This window comes from Ensifer sp. Root127 (assembly GCF_001425225.1).
In the GTDB taxonomy this organism is placed as follows: Bacteria; Pseudomonadota; Alphaproteobacteria; order Rhizobiales; family Rhizobiaceae; genus Ensifer; species Ensifer canadensis.
Window position 1 is genome coordinate 12830 of sequence record NZ_LMDX01000003.1, and the last position, 22405, is coordinate 35234.

Below are 22405 nucleotides of genomic sequence, written 5' to 3' on the forward strand. Positions count from 1 at the left end.
GGGCCGATTGGATAGTTCTGGTTTCGGAAAAGCGAAACGCTTCCTCCGGAAAAAGGACAGGAACCACGCCATGATCAAGACCCTTCTCGCAACGGCTTCCGCGCTCGTCATCGTCAGCGGCACCGCCCAGGCCGAACTGCTGACCGAAAAGAATATCCCGTCGAACCTCGCCGTCGAGATCGCCACGAATGCGGTCCAGGCCTGCGCCGCCGATAAGTACAACGTGACGGCAGCAGTGGTCGATCGCGCCGGCGTGCTGCGCGCGCTCGTGCGCGCCGACAACGCCGGACCGCATACGGTTGAGGCGGCTCGCGCCAAGGCGTTCACGTCCGCATCCTCGCGCACACCGACCTCGAAAATGGCAGAGAACGTCGCCAAGAACCCGGTCGCAGCCGAGCTGGTCAACATCGAAGGCTTTCTCGTGCTCGCCGGTGGTGTACCGATCAAGGCCGGTGACGTCACGATTGGCGCAATCGGCGTGGGTGGCGCTCCTGGTGGCAATCTCGATGAGGCCTGCGCAGCGGCCGCGATCGAAAAGGCTGCCGGCCAGCTGAAGTAATTCAGAAGCATGTCGCGCAAAAAAGCCCAGCAGTTTTGCGCGACATGGAAAGACAAGGCGCAGAGCGCAGCGACTGAATTCATCGCGACGCGCTTAGGCGACCGCAGGTAGGACCGGCCCTTCCGGTGCGATCGGCGGCCTTTGCTCACACTCCTATGCATGGTCTCGGACAGGCTGGCATCGCTCGAACAGCGAAGCCGGCCTGGCCTGCCACTGTCTAGGCGCGGGTAGCGGTCGCCATCCAATGCAGGGATCATCCCCCTTGGGTCCCGGCCGATAAATGCGGTCGCCATCAATCGGCCAACAGGTGCCACGCTCCGGAAAAGCACACCCGACCAGACAAGCCTCGTCCTCCGGTTTCACTAAGAAATTCGGCAAGCAAAGGCAGCGAGAAGAACGGCGGAACGCTTCCGCGATCACCGCTCCAGGCGACGGGCGCCCGCGGCCGTAGCACAGAGACAGTCTTTGCGGCAGCAGCCTTGTCTCATAGAACGGCAGAGCCAGCGTGCGCTGGTGTATCGATGCCCGGGCAACAGAACGGTGTTGCAACTCAGCAACATATCTCACATCAATATTTGCAATTCGCAATTGCGACTTGCGAAGAGAATACTCTCATGCGACGTTGCATTGTCAGCAACCCACACTATAGGAGGCGTGAGATGACATATACTCTCTTTAATATGCGCACTTCTGGTGGATTCGTTGCTGTGCTCGGGATGCATCTCGCATCCTGCGTCGACCCATCGGGTTCACGAAGCGCCTAAACGCTGACCTTCGACGGCTCGGCATTTCCCAACTGACCTAACGCTACCGGCCCACCGCGAGACCATTCGCGTCCAAGCCCAAATCAACGTTTAGAGGACCCGATCGCGTCGCAGCATCGGGATGAACACATGCGTGAAACATCATTTCCGGCCGCCGGCACTCTGCCGGCAGCCCTCGACGAACTGTGCCGTACATTTGGCATCTGGAGAACAACAGGCGGCCTCGTCAGGGCAGCCTGGCGGCATCATCGACTGGTCAACCAGACAACCGGCCTCTCCAACCGGATGCGCCGCGATATCGGGCTTCCCGAAATCGGCGAACCGCCCGACGATCCCTGGATCGCTGCGTGGGGATCACCTCGGTGGGCCCCGTCGGTTCTGATCAACTGAGGTGGAAGGCAACCGCCAAGCCCAGCGGGCAAGACGGTTGTCGCCATAGCGCAACACGGGCACGATGCAAGTCGTGCCCGTGACCTGCCGCGCGGACGCGACGTAGACATCATAGCCGAGCCATCAGGCTCACGCTGGAACCGGCCCATCGACGGGTGGCGCCATCAAGCCCCACGTCAGTGGATCGAGACGCAGGTAGAAATCGAGACGCGCACGATCGGGTGCTACAATTCCCAATGTATCAAACAGGATGGCAAAAGCCCGCTGCTCCTGATCCGGACTCGTCCAGCTTTCACGGGCGTTGGCTGTCATCAGCGCCAGATCGGCGTAGCGGTCCGCCGTTCCGAGACGACCGAGATCGATCATGCCGCTGCAGCGAAGGGTTCGAGGGTCGATCATGAAGTTCGGCATGCACGGATCACCGTGACAGACGACCCTGTCACCCGTTTCCTGCTCGAGGCGAACCGCAAGTTCGCGCTCCACGCGCGCCAAAAGGTCGTGGGCGGGTGTCTCCTGATCATCGACCGCAAGAAAATCGGCGTTCACGGCATCCCGGGCCACCACGTCCACGGCGCGCGCGAACATGGGCGCCAGACCGCGGTCGAATGGGCATTGGCCGACATCGAGCGCGTGGAGAGAGCCGAGTTGCCAGGCCATGGACGGCCAGGCCTCGAGTAGGTCGGCAGCCGAAAGATCCACTGCCGGGATGCCTTCGATTGCAGAAATGATCAGGCAGGCACCTTCGTCGGCAATGTGCCAATCAGTCACTTCAGGCGTCAGGATGCCTTTGCCCTGCAGCCACAGGAGCCGATCGCGCTCTCCGGAAAGCTCGGCCGACCGGGCCGCCGTCGCGACCTTGGCATAGGCTCGTCCGTCGCTGCGCTGATAGACGAAATCTCCGGACTCTCCCGTGACGACCGGCACCCATTCGAAGGGCGAACGCCCGAAAAATTCATGTGACAAACTCAATGCGAAGACTCCCGCGACCTCAAAAGTGCTTGTGTTAGCTGGGTACCGCCAGCAAAGATTGCAACATCGTAGATCCGACAGATTAGACGCCGTCTGCTGCCTCATGCCCGGCCGCGCCGATCACCGATGGTGGCTTTCCACAGAACGCTGGCCGATGCTCGATCAAACTGACGCCGGCAACGCCGCGCACTTCCAGCACAGGACAGAGGGTAAAATGAACCAGACGCTCGCACTCATCGCTATTGTTGTTCGAGACTATGACGAAGCGATCGATTTCTATGTGAACAAGCTGAAGTTCGCCTTGGTCGAGGACAGCTATCAACCGGAACAGGACAAGCGCTGGGTCGTCGTCAAACCGGTCGGCGACGGCAGCACCTCCTTGCTACTCGCCCGCGCTTCCAGTCCCCACCAGGAAAACTATATCGGCGACCAGGCGGGTGGCCGCGTCTTTCTCTTCCTGCGGACCGATGACTTTGTGCGCGACTACGCCGATCTGGTGGCACGCGGCGTCGAATTCGTCAGGGAACCCAAGGATGCACCCTACGGGACCGTCGCGGTCTTCAAGGATCTCTACGGCAACCTTTGGGATCTTGTGCAGTTTACGGATGGCAGGCCCTGAGGCCCTCGAGCACGAAGGGTTCCAACGCCGCGGACTTCCGCAAGGTTTGCCGCTGTACCTAACGTCGACGACGTCAGAACCGGGCTTGACTACCCATAGCTCGGCGGTTATTGATCCAATCCATAGCCAACGAGTTATTGAATTGTGACGCCACAGCCGCACGAGATCCTGTTCAAAACCCTTGCCGATCCGACGCGACGGGCGCTCTTTGAGCGGCTGTGCCGCGACGGCGACCAGACGGTCGGGGCACTTACGGCGCACGCCGGGATATCGCAGCCGGCCGTTTCCAAACATCTCGGGATCCTGAAGCGCGCCGGCCTGGTGCAAGATCGGCACGAAGGCCGCCTGACCCACTATAGCGCGCAGCACGGCGCGCTTGACCCGTTGATCGGCTGGGCAAACCAGATGGCCGGGTTCTGGCACAACCGCTTCGACGACCTCGAAGACTTGCTCAAAAGGATGGACCAATGACCGAAACATCAACCGAAACGCTCACCGTCATCGTCGAACGGGAGGTACCCTATCCGGCGGAGAAGATCTGGCGCGCGCTCACCCAGCCTCACCTGATCGAGGAGTGGCTGATGAAGAACAATTTCAAGCCAGACCGTGGGCACCGCTTCAATCTGACTGCCGACTGGGGCGCCGTCGACTGTCAGGTGCAGGCGGTCGAACCCAACAAATCGCTATCCTATAGCTGGGACACCAAGGATCTGAAGAGCCTCGTGACCTGGACGCTCACCCCGACGGGCGCCGGTACCCGGCTGCGCATGGAGCAGTCCGGTTTCCGGCCAGATCAGCAGCCGTACTATCAGGGTGCAACGGCCGGATGGCCGAGATTCCTTTCGGCGCTCGAGGCGGTCCTGGGCCGGATGGACTGAAGACCAACCCTATTCTTTGAGTTCGCGCCACGCGGATCGCCCGATCCGTTGCGGCTGGTATTGTGAGGAGGTGCCAATGAACTGGAACAACTGGATTCGTCAAATTCACCGCTGGACGTCGCTTGTCTTCGCAGTGGTGGTCGCCGCCATCTTCATCGCCTTGGGCGTAGGCAAGCAGCCCGCCGAATGGGTCTATTTCCTACCCCTGTTCCCACTCGCCATTCTCGTGCCCACCGGTCTCTACATGTTCGTGCTGCCTTACCTTAGCGGGCGACGCACCGCCGGATAGGAGAAAGCGCGATGGCCAGCAAGACATCCAAGAAGCCGGCGGCGGCAAAGGCAGACAAACCACGCGCCGCGGCACCGGCTCAGGCCGGCGACGTGCCCCTGCTGTCCGGTGGCAACCCGCAGATCGCCAAGGGCTATGGCGACGCCCCCGTCCAGGCCTATATCACCGCGATGCCGGGCTGGAAGAGCGATGTCGGCCGGCGCCTCGACGCGCTGATCGAACGCACAGTCCCCGGCGTCTACAAGGCCGTCAAATGGAACTCTCCGCTCTATGGCATTGAGGGTGAGGGCTGGTTCCTCGGCATCCATGTCTTCACGAAGTACGTCAAGGTGGCGTTCTTCCGCGGCTCGTCTCTCAATCCGATGCCGCCCGGCCAGTCGAAGCACAAGGAGGTTCGCTACCTCGACATTCGCGAAGACGACCAACTCGATGAAGAGCAGTTCACCGACTGGGTAGGGCAAGCCAGCCAACTGCCCGGCGAACGCATGTGACGGCCATGAGGCTGCGTGGCCCGACTCCGCCGATCTTCGGCAGTTCACCGCGCGCGTTAAAGGTTCATTAAGCATAGCTTGAATCGGGCCGCCCGATGCACTTGGGGACGCGCACAGCTTCACCTAAGTACACGCTCCTCACCCGATGCTGGGTGATTGAATGGAGTGACATGATGTCAATGGAAAATGAGGCAGCCGCCCAGGCGCTGGCGCTCGACCGTTCGGTCAGCGATGCCGAAATCAGTATCGCCATCTCCCACGCACAGAACGCGATCGAGGCCGCGGGCGAGACCCAGTCTCCGGGGCTTCGCCGCGCGATGCAGGTCAAGGATGCACTCGAAGGCGCTCTGCGTATCCGCGGTCGGACCACCGGCCGGCCGGTGAACGGATGAATTCCGTAGGTCCCATCCACGGCGGTCCGTTCAAGATCACCGCGCGCGCCCGATAGGTTCCGCACCGCCAAACAGGATTCACGATGCAGCTGATGTCCATGCCGGTTGTCGCCGGCATATCCCTGGGCGTTGCGATCATCACGATCTTCTCCCAAAAGCACCGTGGCAAAGCCGCCGGCGAAAGGGCGCTCGTCTCCCTCGGAAGCTTTCTCGCGAGCCTTCTTGTGCTGTTCATTCTCAACTTCGCGATCTTCTGCGTCCAGCAATCCTAATGCACGTCCGATCGAATCTGTTGAGCGATGCCGGCCGTATCATGTCGCGCAAAGACATGTGCGGCGACACCAGCGCCGCAAACAGCCCTGATGGCGTCCCGTCAACGTCGCGCGCCAAGGCCACGAGGCCACTTGGCCCGTTGACACGGATGGTATGCAGCACCGCGCTTTACGGTTTCCTTATTCCCAAACTCCCTCTTCCCAAGCGATTTTCTATGCACGCTTGGGCTAAGTGTTGCCGCGCCCCGACGCGTGATCAGTCGGTGCGCCAATGAAATATCGGCCGAGGCAGCGCTCGAACGCCACTGCCATGCTTGCGCCGCTTTCGGGTGGCTTGAGACGCCGGCCCCCTTTCCTTTGCGGCGTCACGGCCAGCAGCGATGCCTCAAGGAGCAAACGACAGATCCTATGACGAGTATCAGACGATGAAGATGAGAAACGCATTCAGGCTTGCGCCAAAACAGAGCCGGAGATTGCCCACCGAGTATTTCATTCTGGCGAATGTGCGTTTCGAAGGGCAGGTCGTCGGATACCTCGCCGGACGGCCAATCCGCGAAATAGCGACCGACGGCGGCGGGCTTCGATACCAGTTCGTCGGCGTCGCCGCGCGCAACGCTGCCGGAGGTCCGGACGTACAGTCGCTGCGCAAGGGCGAATGGATCGTTCAACCGGGGCTGGTCTATGCCAGTATCGGCGACGACGTCGTCGCTTCTGCAGACCGCGCCGCCTGACACCGGTCGAAGTGTCGGGGAAGCTATCGAATAGGACCGCAATGTCTATGTAATCTTGGCAGATTAGCTCCGGGGTAGACAATTCGAACCCGGGATCGAACATGCCCTTTTGCAAAGCGCGCGGCACCTTCGCCGCCATCGCTATCACCGCAGCCCTCATTCTGACCGGCTGCGCCTCCACCGTGATGAAGAACTATATCGGCCAGCCGGTGGAATCGGTCGTCATCGACTACGGACCGCCGACCGCCGTTCTTGACCTCGGATGGGATCAGCGCGCCTACCAATGGCGCAAGATCTCCACCAACGTCGTTTCCGGCTCGACGAGCGGTGAGATTCGCGACACGCGGCGCGGCCAGCGCTATGAAGAGACCGTAACGCCGGGCTATGTCGAGGAGCAGGAGTGCTTCTATACATTCTACGCCCGACAGCAGGGCGGCCGCTGGTATGTGACGAACTTCCGTCAACCGAAGCTCGAATGCGAGTGAGCGCTTCAACTCGCCCCCGATTTGAGAAATGATGCATTCGACACCGCGGCTCCGGCGCTTTCGGAACCGCATTCAGGAGAGATCGGCATGCGCATCCTGCTGCTAGAGGACGAGCCCGAAATGGCGTCGGCCCTGAAGGCCGCGCTCGAGCGTCGGCAGGTGATCGTCGATCATGTTTCGACGCTCGCCGACGCCGAGGCCGTGGTCGAGCTCTGGTCCTACGACGTAATCGTACTCGATCGCCGCCTTCCTGACGGCGAGGGCCTCAGCCTCATTCCGAAGCTGCGCGCGCTGCGCGTCGAAGCGCCGATCATGATGTTGACGGCGCTCGGCGCCATCAACGACCGCGTCGCCGGTCTCGATGGCGGTGCCGACGACTATCTCGCCAAACCGTTTGCGGTCGAGGAACTGATGGCGCGCCTTCGTGCACTTGGTCGCCGTCCCGTCACGCTCAAGTCCGACCAGATCATGGTTGGCCGCCTGACCTATGATTTCCGCCATCGCGAAGCGGTCGTCGACGACAAGCCGCTCGACCTTCTGCGGCGGGAAAGGCTGGCGTTGGAGGCGCTGATGCGCCGCCCGGGCCGCACGGTCCTGCGCGCAACGCTGGAAGATTCCGTCTATGCCATGGAAGACGAGATCGATTCCAACGCGCTCGATTCCCACCTTTCGCGGCTGAGACGAAAGCTCGAAGAGGTCGCGGCCGGCGTCGAGATCAGGGCAATCCGCAACCTCGGCTATCTCCTGCGCGCAACGGCATGAGAAAACCTCGCTCGCTTCAATGGGTCCTGGTGCGCCGCCTGATCCTGCTGCAGGCGGCAACGTTCGTCGCCTTCATCGCCCTGCTGGCTGCGATCCTGACGATCGCCCAGCCTCGGCTGATCATCGACAACGAGGCGGCCATCAAGCACCTGTCCGAGGCGGTGGCGCACGACAAGAGCGGCGGCCTCATTGTGCGCGACACCGAGGAGCTTCGTGCGTTCCGGGAAGACTTCCCCAATCTCTGGTTCATCATCCGCGATGCCGACGGGCATGTGGTCGAGCAAGGCAGCATTCCGGCCGCCTATGAAGCGGCTGGTGGAGAGCTGTTGAAGAATATCGGCCGCGCGACGCTGCGGTTCGATCAGGGCGACCTTCGACCGGAAGCCGCCCTTGCCAATGTCGACACCGATGTCGGCCGAGTGCAGATCCTTGCCTCCTCGATCTCGTCGCGCGACGAGAACGATGGGCTCGAAGTCGAGATCAACGTGAACGCCGAGATGGCAAAGGATGCCAATGGCAATCCGGACTGGCTTCGCGTGCTGCCGGTCCTGGCGCTGCTTATCCTTTGCCTGCTGCTGCCGATCATCCTGGTGATGGGCGTCGCCACGTTGGTCACCACGCCGGCCGTTGTGCGCCGCTCGCTTGCCGGTCTCGTTGCGACAGCCGATCAGGCCGGGCGGATCGATATCGACAATCGCGCGGTGCAGCTCGAAACCGCCCAGGTGCCGACGGAAATCGCGCCGATGGTGCATGCCTTCAACAACGCGCTTTCTCGTCTGGACGAGGGTTACGACCAACGCAATCGGTTCCTGACAGACGCGGCCCATGAATTGCGCACGCCGATCGCCATCCTTCGCACCCGCGCCGAATTGCTGCAGGAAGATCCGCAGAGTGCGCGGCTAAGGAAAGATATCGAGCGGCTGTCGCATCTGGCCCAACAGCTTCTGGAACGCCAGGTGCTTGAGCACGGCAGCGGCACCCGCGAGGTCGTCGACCTTGTGGCGCTCGCCAAAACGTTGGCCGCCGACTTCGCGCCGCTCGCCTTCGAGGCCGGCTACGAACTGGCCTTCGAGACGAATGCGACGCGGCCAGTGCCGGTCAGCATTCATGTTCAGCAAATCGAGCAGGCGGTCGCCAATCTCCTGCGCAACGCCGTCGAGCATAGCGCCAATCGCGGAACGATCACCGTACTGGTCGACGCCCGCGGCGGGATCGAGGTCCATGACGAGGGTCCCGGTATTCCTGAGGACGAGCGAGACCGTGTCTTCGAACCCTTCTACCGCCTGCGCCCGCGTTCGAGCGGCGCTGGCCTCGGGCTCAATCTGGCCCGCGAAATCGCCCGGCTGCATGGCGGTCGTATCGATATCCTCTACGGTTCGTGGTCCGGCGCGCGGATCAGGCTGCAATTGCCGGTGGTCGACGGGCATCACCTCGCGGCGCTTTCGACCACCTCCGCCTGAACAGCACCGGGCGGCAGTCGGTCGGTCGAACAAGGCGTCAACGGCTTTGCAACTTTTCAGATCACTTTTCGCCTTAGCCCTTATCAACGGTCGGCCGATGGTCCACATATGTCTCGGCGTTTCGAGGTCAGCGTTCTCCGGAGCTTCCGCTTCGAGAGCAGCAAGGCCGTCAGAACAGAGTGGAGAATTGCGATGCAGACTTCATCCGAGGCAATGGCCGGACCGCTGCACGACAGCGGCGCCCGTCCCATCGACAGCAAGGGAATTCTCGACTGGCTGATCATGGAGACCCGTGACCAGCGCTTCATCGACAATATTTTCGTGGATCTGTGCGAACGACTGGTCCAGGCCGGCGTTCCGCTCGCGCGGGCCACCCTGCATTTCCGGATCCATCACCCGCAGTGGCTCGGCGCCCGCATCCTTTGGCGCAAGGGCCTGACGGAGGCGGATATCCGCATGTTCGATTATGGTGTCGAAGACACGACGCAGTATCTCAACAGCCCGCTCTATGCCGTCAACAACGGCGCCAGCCAGGTTCGCAAGAACCTCGAGGCGGCAACCGACGATGAGGTGCCGAACTCGCTCTATGAAGAACTCCGTGCCGACGGCTTCACCGACTACGTCGCCTTGCCGCTGGAACACACGCTCGGCAAGCGCCACGTGGTGACCTTCGCCAGTGATCGCAAGGGCGGCTTCGAGACTGTTCATCTCGAGGTTCTCACCAGTCTGTTGCCGGTTCTGGCCCTTGTCAGCGAAATCCGGCTGAAGAACCGGATGGCGCGAACGCTGCTCGAAACCTATGTCGGGCCGCATGCAAGCGAGCAGATCCTTGCCGGTGCGACGACACGGGGGAGCGGCGTGACCGTCAGCGCCGCGATCCTGATCTGCGACCTTCGCGACTTCACCAAACTATCCGACCTCTGGCCGCGCGATGATGTGATCGAGTTGCTCAACGGTTACTTCGATGCCATGTCCGAGCCGATCGAGCGGCATGGTGGCGAGATCCTCAAATTCATGGGCGATGGCCTGCTGGCGATCTTCCCGCTCAGCAATCCGCGGGCCTGCGAAAACCTGCTGCAGGCAATCGGTGAGGCGGAGGTCGCGATCGCCACCCTGAACCAGGAAAATCTGGCAAGGGGGCGCGAGGCCCTCGGCTACGGCATCGGGGTCAACGTCGGCGATGTGATGTACGGCAACATCGGCTCTCGCCGGCGGCTCGACTTCACAGTGATCGGACCGGCCGTCAATATCGCTTCGCGCCTAGAGAACCTGACAAAGCAGGCGAAGCGCCCGGTGCTGCTGTCACGCGCCTTCGTCGAATTGGCGGGACGCACGCGCGACATGGAGCATTTGGGCGCCTTTCCCGTGAAGGGCCTCGACGATCCGATTGACGTCTTCGCATTTTCGTCCGGCACCGCTCAGGCGGCGGAATGATCGGTGCAGAGTCTTGGTTTTTGCTAATCGGGCGGGCGCGACCGTTTAAGGCAACCGCTCGCCGACCCAACGCGCGACGGTCTGCGCCATCGTTTTCAGATGATCTGCAGCGGAATAGCCGGAGATCGTCTTGCGTGGTTTGAGATCGTGGTCGCCATCTTCGAGCCAAAGGATTTCTATTGCACCGGACAGGGGGTATCCGGGGACCTCCTCGCGCGTGCCGAATTCGTCGCGCGTGCCCTGGCAGATCAGCGTCGGCGTCTTCAACTCCCCGAGGTGTTTGGTGCGCAGCTGATCGGGCTTTGCTGGAGGATGGAACGGATAGCCGAGGCAAAGCAGGCCGATGATTTTGCCTTCGGCATAGAGCTCGTCAGCAATCATGCTGGCGACACGCCCACCCATCGATTTGCCGCCGATTAGCAACGGGCCGACCGCACCAAGAGACGCCACGGCGGCCCTGAACTCCGGATTGAGCGTTTCGGCGCGCGGTGGCGGTTTGCGGCCGCCTGATCGACGCCCCGCCATGTAGTCGAATTCGAACCGGGCCACACGAAAGCCTTCGGCAGCCAGCGCTTTGGCCGATGCGGTCATCGAAGCCGAATCCATCGGCGCGCCGGCACCATGCGCCAGCAAGATGGTCACCGGCGCATTCTCTGGCCCATCAAACAACATCGTCTTTTCCATCTCGACACCATCCGGCGTATCCGCCAATGAAATGCTGACTTTTATGCTGCGCCAGCGTCTTTTGGTCGACGTGGCTCGTGGGTCAACGTGTTTTCTACTGCATGTTTCCTTAAATCGTATCCGATTTAAGGAAACATGCAGCAATTCAAAGTGCTACAGCAACCTTTGCGCGTCTAAATAAGACGCGCGGCGCTGTAGCATGTCGAGCGCCGTGAGCCAGGGGTGCAGCGTACCATAAGCAGTCACGATCGATTGCCGCAACCAGTCGCGCTGCAACGCACTCAATAGCGGTAGGCAGGCCCCGAAATCGAACTCGTCTTTTTGTCGGGGCGTTTTTGCCTTGTAGAACAACTGGACCTCAACAGCGAGGAACGGTGGATCCCCGCCAGCCGCCATCGCGCTGATCGGCCGGGTCACCAGAGGATTTCGGCGCGAACGCCAGCTTTCCCCATTACTGTGGTCGAACATCAGTTGAAAGCGCCATGGCCCTTGCCGCTCGCCACGGCACCAGACATCGTTTACCGTTTTCGGCAGGCTTTCCGTTTCGCTCCACCGGCGCAAATGCCCCGGCGGATCCGCAGCCCAGCAATCCCATTGCCGAAGAAAGGAACGAACGTGCGCGCTGTCTCTCTGCAGCACGAGGATATCGATGTCGCCGTGACTGCGAAAAGGGCGACCGACGAAATGCTCGATCGCATACCCACCAGCGATCCACCAGGGAAAGGGTGCGGGCGCGAAGAGTACCGCGATGTCTTCGGGCAACAGCGGCTCCCACGGTTTTTCATGTTCCTTCATCCGCAGATCATTCCCGTCTTGCTATTCTGGCCGCTGTGACACTGAACGGAACTTTCTTCGTGACTTGCCTGTTAAAGAACAGTTGAAAGCCGTTCAGGTGCTCAGACGTCCGGCAAGATCGATGCCTTTTCCCGATTTGCCAATGCCGTTTCGAAACAGTCCGGCAAGCCAGGCACATTCGCATTCGCAGTCGGTGCCGTTCTCCTGTGGGCGGCCACAGGTCCGATCTTCGATTTTTCCGAGACCTGGCAATTGGTGGTGAACACGGCGACGACGATCATTACATTCCTGATGGTCTTCGTCCTTCAGAACTCTCAGAACCGCGACAGCGCCGCCCTTCAGGCCAAACTCGACGAACTGATCCTGACCAGCTCGGCCGAAAACGAATATATCGGGATCGAGAGACTTGAGGAACATGAGCTGGAACGACTGACGGAACTCCTGAAGCAGCATGCGCGAGATGCGCACGATCACGCGCTTCACCAGAAAATTTCAAATGCCGTCGGCAAGAAACGCAAACGGCGAGCCGACCCAGCGGCGTGAGACAGCGCGTCGTGTCGCGGCAACCGTGCGGCGCTCGATCTAACCGAGCGGGCTCGGCGCAAATTGCGCCACCAATTCATGTCGATCACCCGGATAAGTCAATCGCACATGGGTGACCGGGGCGCGACCGCTCCAGGTGCGCCGCTCGATGACGAGACAAGCGGCGCCTGTCGAAATGTCGAGCGCCTGCGCCGCGTTGCGTCCTGCCGCCACGGCCCGGATGCGATGTTCGGCCGTACTCCACGGTACCTTTCCGAGCAGCCAGGAACCGGGCGCTGACGTCTCGAAAAGCTCTGTCTCGGCTTCGGGAACAGCCGCCAGGCTGATAAGCCGCTCCTCGAAACAGAAGGGGCGACCGCCGGCGAAATGCCGGCAACTCACTTCGAGCAGTCTTGCAGACGGCGGCAGGTCGAGCCGACCGGCATCGCTGCCCTCGGCCTTGCGGATGCTGCGTTCATCCAGGTGAAAACTGTAATCCAGTCCAAGGGACTGAACCTCCAGCTTGACATCGTGGATTTCCATCACCGCCGACTGCACATGCGGGAAAGTGACGTAGCTCCCCGACTTGCGCCGCCGCTCGATCAGTCCGCGTTTGACCAGTTCGGTCAGCGCCTTGTTCACGGTCATGCGCGAACAGCCATATTGCTCGGTCAATTCATGCTCGAACGGGATGCGATGTCCAGGTGGCCACGCGCCGGAAAGAATGTAACCTTCCACATCCCCGAGGATTCTCTGGTGCAACGAAAGCGACTGGGGCTGGTTGCCCACTTCGTCGGCTGGCTGATCGCTCGGAATGTCGGCACCCTCAATGGTTTGCTGTTGCCGGCAAGCTTAAACATTTCCCGGCGCCGCGACAGCCCTCCCCTCGCCCTTTCCCGCTTTTTCGCCAAAGCTTCCTCGGCCGTCGGGTTACGCGACGGGTGGCTGCAGCTTATGTAAGCGGCGCACGCACTTCCAACCGCGGACGCAAATCCTCGCGACACAGCTAACGGCAGCACCAATGACGCTTGCCGAGATCAGCCTCACTTCGGCGGCGTCCACCCCAAGCTGGGCGATAACTGCCCCGCGGCTCGCCCATTCCGGCGCCGGCCTCCACCATACTAACTTATTGTAATTTATGGCTTTATTTTCGTGTTCGGCATTGTTCGAAGCCGAGCGTTCAGCCGTTGCCGCCGAGTTGGCTCGATATCGCTTCTTGGACAGGAAGAGCGCGGGCGGTTGACAGCTGTCAACGTTGACGGCCAATCATTTTGGGCGCGTCATAAGCTCCCTGTTTCGCAACGAGGAGACGCAATCAAAAGAGGTCCAGCGGCAAAGCGGCGTTCGGGCCGGACCCTGTGCGACGGCTGCATTGGCCACCGCACATTTTGGGCAACCAGGGTCGTATCAATAAAACAGATGCCAGGGCGTCAGGAAGGCGCGGGCCCATTCCTGATCGCGCTCGCGCTCACGATCGTCAGCCGGTTCGTGTGGCGTCAATTCAATGCGCGGCTTTACCGACTGCACGACGGCCTTCGGCGCTGGCGGCTCGAGGTAACCAAGTGTCATCCCGCCGAGATAGAACATGCTGCATCCCTTCCAGTCCACCTGACATCATCGTCATCGCACCACGATCTTGCCACAATTCAACTCGCTGTCAATAGTCGACTAAATCCATATTTTAATAGCCACAGTTTGCGATGGAGCATCAAGGCAGCGTTCTTCTCCCCCTCGGCTGCAAAACAGGTGCGCGCGCCGTTCGCGGGGAGCTGTAGTTGCTGGTTGGAATCGGGCCGACATGTTAACAACCTGGTCGGCCGTCGCACGAGTTGTCCGCGGACAACTGGCGCCATTGCGCGCCCTCCGTTGCTTGAGCCGGCAACACGGCCATTCGGCTATCCATTTGTACATTCAGGCCGAATCGGATCATAGTGCATCTGCGCATATTGCCTCGATATGACAATATTTGCGCAGTTTTTGGAGAACTCGATGTTGCAGCAGAAAATCCACGGCCTCGATGTACAGGAGCATTTGCCAACGCTCCTGGCTGCCGATGCCATGGAACTTGCGCACCAACTCCAGCAGCATCAGAAGAAAATCTTCCCGCCGCAAGCGCAAAAGACGTTGCGACTTTTCAGTCCGGCCGAGGCGGCCGCCTTTATCGGGATCGCCGAAGGCTACCTGCGCCAGATCGCCTCGGAGGGCCATGGGCCCGAGCCGTTACCGAATGGACGCCGCATGTATGCGATCTCGGATATCGAGCGCATTCGACGTGTTCTCGACGAAGGTGGCAAGTCGGGAAAATACATTCCGCATCGCCGCGGCGACGAGCGGCTGCAGGTCATCTCGGTCATGAACTTCAAGGGCGGATCGGCGAAGACGACGACCTCGGCGCATCTTGCGCAATACCTCGCACTTCGCGGTTACCGCACGCTGGCGATCGATCTTGATCCGCAGGCTTCACTTTCGGCCCTGTTCGGTCACCAGCCGGAACTGGACGTTGGCGAGGCGGAAACGATCTATGGCGCCATTCGCTATGAGAACCCTCGCCCGATCGCAGAGATTGTCCGTTCCACCCATTTGCCCAATCTGCATTTGATCCCCGGCAACCTCGAACTGATGGAATTCGAGCACGAAACGCCGAAGGCCATGACCAGCGGTTCGGCGGAAACCATGTTCTTTGCGCGTATCGGCGACGTGCTGGCCGATATCGAGAGCTTTTACGACATCGTCATCATCGATTGCCCGCCGCAGCTTGGCTTTCTCACCATGTCGGCGCTGTGCGCGGCGACATCGGTGCTGATCACCGTGCACCCGCAGATGCTCGATGTCATGTCCATGTCCCAGTTTCTCTCGATGACCAGCGAATTGATGCGCGTCGTCGAGAACGCCGGCGGCCGGACCAGCTATGACTGGATGCGCTACCTCGTCACCCGGTTTGAACCCAATGACGGTCCGCAAAGCCAGATGACCGGTTTCATGCGCTCCATCTTCGGCAATCGCATGCTGCACAACGCCATGGTCAAATCGACGGCCGTTTCCGACGCCGGCGTGACCAAGCAAACGCTATATGAGGTGGAACGCTCGCAGTTTGTCCGCGGCACCTATGACCGCGCGATGGATTCCCTGACGCTCGTCAATGGCGAGATCGAGGACCTCCTGCGCAAGGTGTGGGGAAGGAAGTAACCCATGGCCCGCAAGAACCTGATCGGTGTTTCAGACAGTCATGCTGCAGATGGCGAGGATAATCGTCCGCTGGCCGGACGGCCGATCATCGGCCTCGATCCCGGCCAGCGACCACACGGCCCGATCGGCGGCATCACCCGGTCTCTGTCGAACATCACGCAGAAGGTGGAGCGAGCTCAAGAACTTGAACGCCAGCTTGCAGAAGGCCTGGCGGTGATAGAGCTCGACCCGGATCTGGTTGACGTTTCCTTCGTCGTCGATCGCCTCGGCGTCGCGGCCGATGTCGAACGCTCGCTGCTCGAACAGATCCGGGATCACGGACAACAGGTGCCGATCCTCGTGCGCCCGCATCCCAACGAGGACGGGCGTTATCAGGTCGCTTACGGCCATCGTCGTCTTGCCGCCACGCGTGAGCTTGGCAGCAAGGTCAGAGCTGTCGTCCGCGACCTCAGCGACGAACAGCTGGTGATTTCGCAAGGGCAGGAAAACAACGCTCGGACGGACTTGTCCTTCATCGAGCGGTCGCTGTTCGCCACCCGTCTCGAAGACCGCGAATTCTCGCGTGACGTCATCATGTCATCGCTTGGCGTCGACAAGGCGGCCCTGTCGAAGATGATTGCGATCGTGCGCCGGCTACCCATCGATGTGATCGAGGCAATCGGTGCCGCGCCGGCCATCGGACGGCGGCGCTGGGCGGAGCTTGCAGAGCTTGTTGAGAACGACGATGCGCTCATCAAGACCAACGCGTTCTTAGGGCGCACTGAATTCCTGGCAAGGGAGAGCGATCAACGGTTTGAGACGCTGTTTTCCTTCCTGAGCACTGTGAAGGCCCGGAGCCAGGCAGTTCCTTGGGTGGCGCCAGATGATACGCGCCCGGTGCGCATTCGAGAAACAAACAGCGAAACGACGCTTTCCTTCAACAAGAAGGTCGCGCCCGGTTTTGCAGATTTCGTGAGGCAGAGGCTCAAATCTCTGTACCTCGAATATCAAGAGGAAACAGGAGACTAACAGAGCAAAAGAAAAAGGCTTCCGAACGACTAGCGCAGCGGAAACCCTTCTCTCGTGTAGCAACTAGAGAATCCCATTTCCGCGAATCACTGTCAAGCGTTTTTAACGTCGTTTCGGCGAACGGACTTCTTTTGCCTTTGAAAAGGTGAAGAGAGATGGAGCGTGGAAATGTGACGACGCCCTTTGGGCGGCGCGCGATGACGCTTGGCATGTTCGCAAGCCAAGTCATCGCGAGCGAAATCGATTCGCAGCAGCCGATCGATAAATGGAAACTGTTTCGGACCGTCTGTGAAGCCAAGGCTGTCGTCGGCGTGTCCGACCGTGCTTTGGCCGTACTCAATGCGCTGCTCAGCTTCTACCCTAAGGTCGAGCTGACGTCAGGCAAGGGGTTGGTGGTGTTTCCATCAAACAACCAATTGGCCCTGCGCACCCATGGCATGGCAGGCACCACACTGCGTCGCCACCTGGCAACATTGGTGGAGGCCGGCCTTATCCTTCGCAAGGATAGCCCAAATGGCAAGCGTTACGCCCGTAGAGATACAAAGGGCGCCATCGGCGACGCCTTCGGGTTCGATCTGTCACCGCTGCTTGCACGCGCCCATGAATTGCAAACGGCCGCAGCCGCAGTCGCTCTGGCCCGACAGGAGGCGCAGCTTGCCCGTGAGCGTCTCAGCCTTTGCCGTCGCGATCTGACCAAGCTCATAGACGTGTTGCGCGAAACCGACCAAACTTCCAACTGGGACGACCTTCAAAGCCGTTATCTTCTCGCCGTCGACACCCTTCCGCGGAAACCTGGCCTCGCTGAAATCGAGCCTGTTCTCAAGCAACTGGACGCGTTGCGCGCGGAAGTGCTCAACCAATTGGAAAAACTGGTAAATCTTGAAAATTCGGACACCAATGATAGCCAAAATGGCTGCCACATACAGAGTTCACATCCAGACTCTTCTACTGAATCTGAACCGGGCTTTGGAAGTGAAGCTGTGACGTTTTCGAACTCACGCCAAACGTCCGACAGCATGGCCGTTGTGCAGGCAAGCAATCGGACGGCAATTGCAACAGACGCGGCCTCCCAGACCGAAACACCGGAGGTAACCCGGGGTAAAACGCATCGACCTCCGCAAACCTTCCCGCTATCAACCGTGCTGAAAGCCTGCCCTGATATCGTCGACTATGGTCCTGGCGGGGAGGTGCAGTCCTGGCGTGATCTGATGATAGCTGCCGCTGTGGTCCGTTCCATGCTCAATGTCAGTCAGGGAGCGCATGATGAAGCGTGCCGGGTGCTTGGCCCAGAAGCGGCCGCGACGGTGCTCGCATGTATCCTGCAGCGCTCGCCGCACATCGCGTCTGCCGGTGGTTACCTGCGGGACCTGACGCGGCGATCTATGCGACAGGAGTTCGTGGTTGGGCCGATGGTCATGGCGTTGTTGCGTGCCAATCCCGGCAGTATGGCGCTAGCCAGCTGAGCTAGAACAACGCGGCTGTTTCGACGGACGTTGACAGCTGTCAACTGCGGCTAGTTGTGCGCCTCATTCGGCAATCAATGTCCAATGAGGCGGACTGGTGGCCGACCTGTGCAGGATGTTGAGATCGAGTTTGCCGGGTCCAACACCTCGCAGCAGCTGATCCCGATCCCTGCCAAATTGCAGCGTGCGCGGCGCTGAGTACCGGCTTGCGACGGGCAACGTTAGATCGGTCCCTTGGTGAGTTGACAGCTGTCAACGGTTTCACGTCAGGCCATTCGAATGGAAAATACCACAACCACCAGCCCGCTGCAGATCCGTACACTTAACCTCTATCGACGAGAGGGTCGTCCAGTTCGCGGACTTCTGATCAAGGTCTGCCCCACCGGCTCCTGTCCTCCCCGGCAGAAAGATGGCACAAACGCTGAGGCTGCAAGGTGTCTACACCCGCAAGCGGTCACAACCTCAACCGCGTCCTGAGGCCGTGCAGGCATGAAGCTGCCCAACCGCACCTTCAGACGAGCATTATTCTGTCAGGCATTGCATTGGGTGATTTTCCCCACGCGCTCGGGGTGTGACGGGGCGAAACGCGATCCGGCAAAGTTCTAATGCATTGAGGCTCCGGACATGCCGGAGGGTTGCCTTATAAACCGTCGATAGATGTGATTGGTCGCTGGCCTGAGTTTGTTGTTACCCTCTGGCGGGGCCGATGTTGACAGCTGTCAACGCGTGACGGGCCGTTTTGTCGGAAAGTATCGCTCCTACACATTCGGCAGCATGAACGAACGCAAGCTGCTGCGTGGGCGCCATGCCCATCGCGATGCTAAGGCGAGTTAGTTTCGCCAGAGCGAGAAAGCGCCTGCGTGATAGGTTGCGCAATGCCTTTTCGGCCCAGAGAAGGGCAGGGGCCACCTGTCGCATAGACGCGTGTTGACAGCTGTCAACACGCAGGCGTTCGTCTGGCATCCCCAGCTCGAACCGCTATCCGTCCGCAATCCTGTCCGGCCTGACCTGTCGACTTCGATGACCAAAATCCCTTCACGACCGTCTTTCGAGACGTTAGCCGAATGGAAAGGAAATGCTGCTATGTTGGCAATGCTGGCCTTCCTGCGTTGCGAATGGCCCTCAAGAGCGTACAATGTGATGGTCGAATTCGTCGATTCGAATCCGGTTTGCGCTCATTTGAAGCGCTAAGAAGGCCATTCTAGCCTTCCGTACTGGTCAACGCAGAAACCCGACGACAAACATCCCGGTATCCGCTAAAACGGCATGTCATGTGTGTCGGAAGAAAACTGTCCGTTTTCCTTCCGTTTGCCAGAAATAGCGTGTGATTGTAATGCGATACCAAATCCCGGAATTAGTGCTGCAGACGCTGTTTTCCGCAACGATCGAAGCTGAAGATCGGTTGGCGCGGCTGGATGAGCGTGCCGGCCGCCATCCCGTCGCCGAAGGCTTTCGCGAGCGTGGTCAGTTCTTCGATGCGGCCGGTGCCCTCTGGGTTGCCGGCGAGTTGGTCCATGTCGAGGATCTGGTGCTGCATGATGCGCATATGGATGCCCGTGCGCCGACACACGAGTTGACGATCGCGCATGCAGTCTTGCGTGCGCGCCGGAGGATCTGGTTGTCCGACCCTGATTGGGCGCTATCGTCCGCCGGTCTGGCGGTCCTTCGCGGCGAACAAGTCGGCGGCGAGACACCGTCGATCGAGATGGACCGAGGCGTTCCGCCGGGGACGGCGGATGACGATAATGTCATCGCTGACGGCGATGACGACGACAATCCGCTTTCCCTCGAGTTCGCGGAGATCGATGCTGCGATCGCGCGATCGCAACGTCTGCTCGATGAACAGGCGGATGAAGTCGGTGACAGCGGATTTGGGGGGACAGAGCGCCCGTCCGCCTCAGAGCCCAAGGGACAGTTGGGGCTGCTTTTCGATGACGAATGGGACGAGGGCGCGCGGCTCGAGGCGTGGCGATCCCTGATTGCGGCTGCGGACCGAATGCCGGCCTGCCTTGGCGCGGCGATGCTCTTCGATGCCTGGGAGCAGATCGAGCCGCTTCGCAGGCAGCATTGGCTGGGAGGGTTGCTCGTTGGCGCCTACCTGCGCGCGCGTGGTAAAGTGACGTCGCATCTCATCAGCTTCCATACGGGCCTGAAGACAATTCGCCACGAACGGCGTCGTGCAAGAGATCAGGAGGTTCGGCTGAGGGCGTTTCTGGAGGCTCTAGTCCTCACCGGCGAACTTGGCCTCAAGGAGTTGGATCGACTGTTTCTCGCCAAGACCCAGATGGAAATGCGCGTGCGCGACCGTCGCTCAAATAGCAGCCTGCCAGGCCTGATCGAGCTTCTGCTGTCTCGGCCGATCGTTTCCGCCGGGCTGGTGGCGCGTCATGTCGGCGTCACCCAGCGGGGCGCGCTCAATCTTGTCCGCGAACTTGGGGCCAAGGAAATGACCGGCAGGGGGCGTTACCGCGGTTGGGGGATATTGTAACCGGTTGCGCAGTTGCACGGGCGGCAAACGGTCTTGACCGGATGTTCGGCTCACCGCGGCTCACATGGGGAACTTCGGGTCAAGAACTTTTAAAGGTCCATCGCATGTTTCCTTCGGTCGCTCTTTCGGCATCCAAGGCTGAGCCTGTTCGCGTGAACGGGCCTGTTTCCATCGCCGGTTCAAACTCACATTCGGTCGCCGCGCCGAGCGGCTGCACCATCATTCCGCTTGCGTTGCGGCAAAGGCTCAGGAGGACGAGACCATTCTTAGTAGCGGCGTTTGAAGCCATGTCGCGGATCGGTTCGTCCCCCTGGATCCGCCAGGATTGATCGCTCCTGGAAGATTAGAGAATGTGGCTTGTGTGCATTGTCAGGCCGTCTTTAACACCGCGCCCTCGATGACGACGCCGGCGATCACATATTTCCATAGAGCAACCAACAATTTGCGTGCCAGCGCCACGATCGCGCTCTTCTTCGCGCGCCCACCGCTGGATTGCACGCGGGCCGTAAACCACTGGCTCAACGCTGATTGCGGCTGATGGCGCAACCACAACCACGACAGTTGGATCATCGTGGTACGCAGGCGCGGGTTGCCCGCCTTCGAGACGCCTTGCTCGTGATCGATGGTTCCACTCTGCCAGGGTGTCGGTGCCAGCCCCGCGTACGCAGCAACCTGTCGCCGGTTGTCAAAATGGCGAAACAGCCCTTCGGTCCAGAGAACAGCCGCGAATTCCAGACCAATGCCTTTGACTTCGCACAACATCGCCCCAGTTGGGATCAGCGTTGCCGCCACGCTGTCCTTTTGCGCCGCCAGGAGCGTATCGCGCTCGTTTTCCACCGCTGTAATTTGCTCTAGCAACAATTCAAGGCGATCAAGTTCACGGCTTATTTGAGTTTTGAGGTGGGTCGGCAAAGGACGGCCATCACCCGTGTGAAGCTCGTCCAGTTGCTTGCGCCGGTTCTTGCGCAGCGGCTCGTAACCACTTATGCCCTGACCGAAGAGCAGGCCTTTAATGCGATTGACATGTTTGACGCGCTCGGCGATCAGAACCTTGCGCTCCCGGCAAAGGCGACGGCGATCTTCTTCCTCGGGGCTTGGCGCATTGACCATGGCGCACACCCGCGGCTCTCCGCGTTTGAAAGCCAACAGCGCTCGGACCAGCGCCTCACCATCCAATTTGTCCGTCTTCGCTCGCCGGCGCCTGCGCGAGGTTGCTATCGAGGCTGGATCGACGACGTAACTTTCTATCCCGTTCGCCTTCAGCACACGATCGATCCAGAAGCCGTCAAGCCCGGCTTCCTGAATGCTCACGATCGGAACCTGATTGCCCGTACGAGATCGCACCTTCTCCTGGAGCTGAGTAAAACGACCCAGCAATGCCGTCACATCGCCGCCAACCACAGAGTGCTTCGACATCTTCTCGCCGTTTCCCGGCGACAACGATGTGATCAGCCAGGTTGAGCGAGAGAGTTCCAACGACACGAAAATTGCGGCAAGATCAGTGCGGATAGCGGTCGGCGTATGCGGTTGGGAAGTTCCAGCTTCCATAACGGCGTCTCCTATGAGGTGAGTGCGTTATTGCAGCCTCACTCTGCCAGAGCGCCGGCCGCTATTCACTCCCCATGGAATCTTTGTAGGTCAACTCAGGCGTCAGCTCTTGATCCTTGAACGACGGTGCCACGGTCGACGGCGGGCAGCAAAGATCGCAGCGCAGCCCGATTATTCGGCATAGTCCTACAGGTGATCCAGACCACAGTCTTGATC

Annotated in this window: 26 protein-coding genes; 20 read left to right on the forward strand and 6 right to left on the reverse strand. The window is 60.3% G+C overall.

The genetic code is table 11. The features are described from left to right. Positions 1-70 precede the first annotated feature (70 nt). Both ASD03_RS07785 and ASD03_RS07790 read left to right on the forward strand, forming a co-directional pair. Positions 71-559, forward strand: a complete 489-nt coding sequence (locus tag ASD03_RS07785; RefSeq protein WP_057212636.1) for a heme-binding protein — start codon at positions 71-73, stop codon at positions 557-559. A gap of 893 nt (positions 560-1452) precedes the next feature. Next, a complete protein-coding gene (locus tag ASD03_RS07790; protein WP_063978395.1) occupies positions 1453-1713 on the forward strand; it encodes a hypothetical protein in 261 nt (86 codons plus the stop codon). Between the two features lie 129 nt (positions 1714-1842). Here the strand turns inward: ASD03_RS07790 and ASD03_RS07795 are convergent, their stop codons facing one another. Then, a complete protein-coding gene (locus ASD03_RS07795; RefSeq protein WP_057212639.1) occupies positions 1843-2682 on the reverse strand; it encodes an APH(3'') family aminoglycoside O-phosphotransferase in 840 nt (279 codons plus the stop codon). 214 nt (positions 2683-2896) lie between these two features. Here ASD03_RS07795 and ASD03_RS07800 point away from each other — a divergent pair, with 214 nt between their 5' ends. The 12 genes from ASD03_RS07800 to ASD03_RS07855 all read left to right on the forward strand — a co-directional run bounded on the left by ASD03_RS07800 (position 2897) and on the right by ASD03_RS07855 (position 10495). Next, positions 2897-3301 (forward strand): VOC family protein, encoded by a 405-nt coding sequence (locus ASD03_RS07800; protein ID WP_025429616.1) that lies wholly within the window; start codon positions 2897-2899, stop codon positions 3299-3301. A gap of 144 nt (positions 3302-3445) precedes the next feature. Next, positions 3446-3772 carry a metalloregulator ArsR/SmtB family transcription factor gene (locus tag ASD03_RS07805; protein WP_025429617.1) on the forward strand — a complete coding sequence of 109 codons (327 nt, stop codon included), beginning with the start codon at positions 3446-3448 and terminating at the stop codon, positions 3770-3772. Beyond that, positions 3769-4179, forward strand: coding sequence for an SRPBCC domain-containing protein (locus tag ASD03_RS07810; RefSeq protein ID WP_025429618.1), 411 nt, complete (start codon positions 3769-3771; stop codon positions 4177-4179). The genes ASD03_RS07805 and ASD03_RS07810 overlap by 4 nt, the downstream gene beginning before the upstream one ends. A 76-nt stretch (positions 4180-4255) precedes the next feature. Continuing rightward, positions 4256-4468: a hypothetical protein gene (locus ASD03_RS07815; RefSeq protein ID WP_025429619.1), complete on the forward strand. Its 213-nt coding sequence runs from the start codon at positions 4256-4258 to the stop codon at positions 4466-4468. 11 nt (positions 4469-4479) lie between these two features. Next, positions 4480-4959, forward strand: a complete 480-nt coding sequence (locus tag ASD03_RS07820) for a DUF1801 domain-containing protein (RefSeq protein ID WP_025429620.1) — start codon at positions 4480-4482, stop codon at positions 4957-4959. A gap of 173 nt (positions 4960-5132) precedes the next feature. Further along, the gene (locus tag ASD03_RS07825) at positions 5133-5351 is read left to right on the forward strand and encodes a hypothetical protein (RefSeq protein WP_128090555.1); all 219 of its coding nucleotides are present in this window, start codon (positions 5133-5135) and stop codon (positions 5349-5351) included. 83 nt (positions 5352-5434) lie between these two features. Next, positions 5435-5623, forward strand: a complete 189-nt coding sequence (locus ASD03_RS07830; protein WP_057212641.1) for a hypothetical protein — start codon at positions 5435-5437, stop codon at positions 5621-5623. A 425-nt stretch (positions 5624-6048) separates the two neighbouring features. Beyond that, positions 6049-6354 carry a hypothetical protein gene (locus tag ASD03_RS07835; RefSeq protein ID WP_025429623.1) on the forward strand — a complete coding sequence of 102 codons (306 nt, stop codon included), beginning with the start codon at positions 6049-6051 and terminating at the stop codon, positions 6352-6354. A 101-nt stretch (positions 6355-6455) separates the two neighbouring features. After that, entirely contained in the window at positions 6456-6839 is a 384-nt protein-coding gene (locus ASD03_RS07840; protein ID WP_025429624.1) for a hypothetical protein, read from the forward strand. An 87-nt stretch (positions 6840-6926) separates the two neighbouring features. Continuing rightward, positions 6927-7601, forward strand: coding sequence for a response regulator transcription factor (locus ASD03_RS07845; protein WP_057212644.1), 675 nt, complete (start codon positions 6927-6929; stop codon positions 7599-7601). Beyond that, positions 7598-9061 carry a HAMP domain-containing sensor histidine kinase gene (locus ASD03_RS07850; RefSeq protein WP_057212646.1) on the forward strand — a complete coding sequence of 488 codons (1464 nt, stop codon included), beginning with the start codon at positions 7598-7600 and terminating at the stop codon, positions 9059-9061. Before ASD03_RS07845 ends, ASD03_RS07850 begins: the two co-directional genes overlap by 4 nt. Positions 9062-9274: 213 nt before the next feature. Continuing rightward, a complete protein-coding gene (locus ASD03_RS07855) occupies positions 9275-10495 on the forward strand; it encodes an adenylate/guanylate cyclase domain-containing protein (RefSeq protein ID WP_244494186.1) in 1221 nt (406 codons plus the stop codon). A 45-nt stretch (positions 10496-10540) separates the two neighbouring features. Here ASD03_RS07855 and ASD03_RS07860 read toward each other — a convergent pair whose 3' ends face one another. Together ASD03_RS07860 and ASD03_RS07865 are read right to left on the reverse strand one after the other, a co-directional pair. Then, positions 10541-11179: an alpha/beta family hydrolase gene (locus tag ASD03_RS07860; protein ID WP_025429628.1), complete on the reverse strand. Its 639-nt coding sequence runs from the start codon at positions 11177-11179 to the stop codon at positions 10541-10543. A gap of 153 nt (positions 11180-11332) precedes the next feature. Further along, a complete protein-coding gene (locus ASD03_RS07865) occupies positions 11333-11974 on the reverse strand; it encodes a hypothetical protein (protein ID WP_025429629.1) in 642 nt (213 codons plus the stop codon). A 117-nt stretch (positions 11975-12091) separates the two neighbouring features. Here ASD03_RS07865 and ASD03_RS07870 point away from each other — a divergent pair, with 117 nt between their 5' ends. Next, the gene (locus ASD03_RS07870) at positions 12092-12517 is read left to right on the forward strand and encodes a low affinity iron permease family protein (protein ID WP_057212650.1); all 426 of its coding nucleotides are present in this window, start codon (positions 12092-12094) and stop codon (positions 12515-12517) included. Positions 12518-12556: 39 nt separating this feature from the next. On the opposite strand, the gene hutC is transcribed toward ASD03_RS07870, so the two are convergent. After that, positions 12557-13285: a histidine utilization repressor gene (hutC, locus tag ASD03_RS07875; protein ID WP_057206141.1), complete on the reverse strand. Its 729-nt coding sequence runs from the start codon at positions 13283-13285 to the stop codon at positions 12557-12559. Here hutC and ASD03_RS39655 point away from each other — a divergent pair. Then, positions 13175-13456 (forward strand): hypothetical protein, encoded by a 282-nt coding sequence (locus ASD03_RS39655; RefSeq protein WP_057220388.1) that lies wholly within the window; start codon positions 13175-13177, stop codon positions 13454-13456. The two genes, hutC and ASD03_RS39655, sit on opposite strands and share 111 nt — an antisense overlap. Before the next feature lie 447 nt (positions 13457-13903). Here the strand turns inward: ASD03_RS39655 and ASD03_RS07880 are convergent, their stop codons facing one another. After that, complete coding sequence (locus tag ASD03_RS07880; RefSeq protein ID WP_025429633.1) at positions 13904-14083, reverse strand: hypothetical protein; 180 nt, start codon at positions 14081-14083, stop codon at positions 13904-13906. 402 nt (positions 14084-14485) lie between these two features. Between ASD03_RS07880 and repA the strand changes: the two genes are divergently transcribed. The 4 genes from repA (at position 14486) to ASD03_RS07905 (ending at position 20641) form a co-directional block, all read left to right on the forward strand. Next, a complete protein-coding gene (gene repA, locus ASD03_RS07885; protein WP_025429634.1) occupies positions 14486-15682 on the forward strand; it encodes a plasmid partitioning protein RepA in 1197 nt (398 codons plus the stop codon). 3 nt (positions 15683-15685) lie between these two features. Beyond that, on the forward strand, positions 15686-16690 hold the full coding sequence (gene repB, locus ASD03_RS07890; protein ID WP_025429635.1) for a plasmid partitioning protein RepB: 1005 nt from the start codon (positions 15686-15688) through the stop codon (positions 16688-16690). A 155-nt stretch (positions 16691-16845) separates the two neighbouring features. After that, positions 16846-18153 carry a plasmid replication protein RepC gene (repC, locus tag ASD03_RS07895; protein ID WP_057212653.1) on the forward strand — a complete coding sequence of 436 codons (1308 nt, stop codon included), beginning with the start codon at positions 16846-16848 and terminating at the stop codon, positions 18151-18153. A gap of 1333 nt (positions 18154-19486) precedes the next feature. Next, entirely contained in the window at positions 19487-20641 is a 1155-nt protein-coding gene (locus ASD03_RS07905) for an RHE_PE00001 family protein (RefSeq protein WP_025429638.1), read from the forward strand. Positions 20642-21010: 369 nt separating this feature from the next. Here ASD03_RS07905 and ASD03_RS07910 read toward each other — a convergent pair whose 3' ends face one another. Continuing rightward, the gene (locus ASD03_RS07910) at positions 21011-22189 is read right to left on the reverse strand and encodes an IS110 family transposase (protein WP_057212655.1); all 1179 of its coding nucleotides are present in this window, start codon (positions 22187-22189) and stop codon (positions 21011-21013) included. Positions 22190-22405: the final 216 nt, after the last annotated feature.

What these genes read in the sequence shown, in the direction of transcription:
- ASD03_RS07825 (WP_128090555.1), top strand. Translation starts at nt 5,133, where the DNA reads ATGTCAATGGAAAATGAGGCAGCCGCCCAGGCGCTGGCGCTCGACCGT.
- ASD03_RS07840 (WP_025429624.1), top strand. Translation starts at nt 6,456, where the DNA reads ATGCCCTTTTGCAAAGCGCGCGGCACCTTCGCCGCCATCGCTATCACC.
- ASD03_RS07910 (WP_057212655.1), bottom strand. Translation starts at nt 22,189, where the DNA reads ATGGAAGCTGGAACTTCCCAACCGCATACGCCGACCGCTATCCGCACT.
- ASD03_RS07850 (WP_057212646.1), top strand. Translation starts at nt 7,598, where the DNA reads ATGAGAAAACCTCGCTCGCTTCAATGGGTCCTGGTGCGCCGCCTGATC.
- ASD03_RS07800 (WP_025429616.1), top strand. Translation starts at nt 2,897, where the DNA reads ATGAACCAGACGCTCGCACTCATCGCTATTGTTGTTCGAGACTATGAC.
- ASD03_RS07865 (WP_025429629.1), bottom strand. Translation starts at nt 11,974, where the DNA reads ATGAAGGAACATGAAAAACCGTGGGAGCCGCTGTTGCCCGAAGACATC.
- ASD03_RS07810 (WP_025429618.1), top strand. Translation starts at nt 3,769, where the DNA reads ATGACCGAAACATCAACCGAAACGCTCACCGTCATCGTCGAACGGGAG.
- repA (WP_025429634.1), top strand. Translation starts at nt 14,486, where the DNA reads ATGTTGCAGCAGAAAATCCACGGCCTCGATGTACAGGAGCATTTGCCA.
- ASD03_RS39655 (WP_057220388.1), top strand. Translation starts at nt 13,175, where the DNA reads ATGCTCGAACGGGATGCGATGTCCAGGTGGCCACGCGCCGGAAAGAAT.
- ASD03_RS07830 (WP_057212641.1), top strand. Translation starts at nt 5,435, where the DNA reads ATGCAGCTGATGTCCATGCCGGTTGTCGCCGGCATATCCCTGGGCGTT.
- ASD03_RS07820 (WP_025429620.1), top strand. Translation starts at nt 4,480, where the DNA reads ATGGCCAGCAAGACATCCAAGAAGCCGGCGGCGGCAAAGGCAGACAAA.
- repC (WP_057212653.1), top strand. Translation starts at nt 16,846, where the DNA reads ATGGAGCGTGGAAATGTGACGACGCCCTTTGGGCGGCGCGCGATGACG.
- ASD03_RS07905 (WP_025429638.1), top strand. Translation starts at nt 19,487, where the DNA reads ATGCGATACCAAATCCCGGAATTAGTGCTGCAGACGCTGTTTTCCGCA.
- ASD03_RS07860 (WP_025429628.1), bottom strand. Translation starts at nt 11,179, where the DNA reads ATGGAAAAGACGATGTTGTTTGATGGGCCAGAGAATGCGCCGGTGACC.
- repB (WP_025429635.1), top strand. Translation starts at nt 15,686, where the DNA reads ATGGCCCGCAAGAACCTGATCGGTGTTTCAGACAGTCATGCTGCAGAT.
- ASD03_RS07880 (WP_025429633.1), bottom strand. Translation starts at nt 14,083, where the DNA reads ATGTTCTATCTCGGCGGGATGACACTTGGTTACCTCGAGCCGCCAGCG.
- ASD03_RS07835 (WP_025429623.1), top strand. Translation starts at nt 6,049, where the DNA reads ATGAAGATGAGAAACGCATTCAGGCTTGCGCCAAAACAGAGCCGGAGA.
- ASD03_RS07845 (WP_057212644.1), top strand. Translation starts at nt 6,927, where the DNA reads ATGCGCATCCTGCTGCTAGAGGACGAGCCCGAAATGGCGTCGGCCCTG.
- ASD03_RS07785 (WP_057212636.1), top strand. Translation starts at nt 71, where the DNA reads ATGATCAAGACCCTTCTCGCAACGGCTTCCGCGCTCGTCATCGTCAGC.
- ASD03_RS07815 (WP_025429619.1), top strand. Translation starts at nt 4,256, where the DNA reads ATGAACTGGAACAACTGGATTCGTCAAATTCACCGCTGGACGTCGCTT.
- ASD03_RS07855 (WP_244494186.1), top strand. Translation starts at nt 9,275, where the DNA reads ATGGCCGGACCGCTGCACGACAGCGGCGCCCGTCCCATCGACAGCAAG.
- ASD03_RS07790 (WP_063978395.1), top strand. Translation starts at nt 1,453, where the DNA reads ATGCGTGAAACATCATTTCCGGCCGCCGGCACTCTGCCGGCAGCCCTC.